The following is a 354-nucleotide window of genomic DNA, read 5'->3' as shown; positions in this document are numbered from 1 at the left end:
CACGCGTGCCGGAGCCACAATCCGGTGCGTTAACCACTTCGCCACTACCGCCATAATATTAAACTGCTAACAGGGATAGTAGGAATTGAACCCACACCGACGGTTTTGGAGACCGTAGTTCTACCTTTAAACTATATCCCTATGGTGGAAGGGAGTGGATTCGAACCACCGAACCCGAAGGAGCGGATTTACAGTCCGCCGCGTTTAGCCAGACTTCGCTACCCTTCCATAATGGCGCGGGACGGAATCGAACCGCCGACACATGGAGCTTCAATCCATTGCTCTACCGACTGAGCTACCGAGCCATACTTTAAACATTATATCATATTTTTTCAAAATAACAACTGTATTTTG

The 354-nt window shown here is 48.3% G+C and carries 3 tRNA genes; all 3 read right to left on the bottom strand.

What is annotated here, in order from left to right:
- Positions 1–70: 70 nt before the first annotated feature.
- The 3 genes from FC14_RS03250 to FC14_RS03240 all read right to left on the bottom strand — a co-directional run bounded on the left by FC14_RS03250 (position 71) and on the right by FC14_RS03240 (position 305).
- Positions 71–141 (bottom strand) — tRNA-Trp (locus tag FC14_RS03250).
- Between the two features lies 1 nt (position 142).
- Positions 143–228, bottom strand: a tRNA-Tyr gene (locus FC14_RS03245).
- 4 nt (positions 229–232) lie between these two features.
- Positions 233–305 (bottom strand) — tRNA-Phe (locus tag FC14_RS03240).
- Positions 306–354: the final 49 nt, after the last annotated feature.

Source organism: Ligilactobacillus agilis DSM 20509, assembly GCF_001436215.1.
GTDB lineage: Bacteria > Bacillota > Bacilli > Lactobacillales > Lactobacillaceae > Ligilactobacillus > Ligilactobacillus agilis.
Note: the sequence above shows the minus strand (reverse complement) of the source record. Positions and strands in the feature narration are given on the sequence as shown.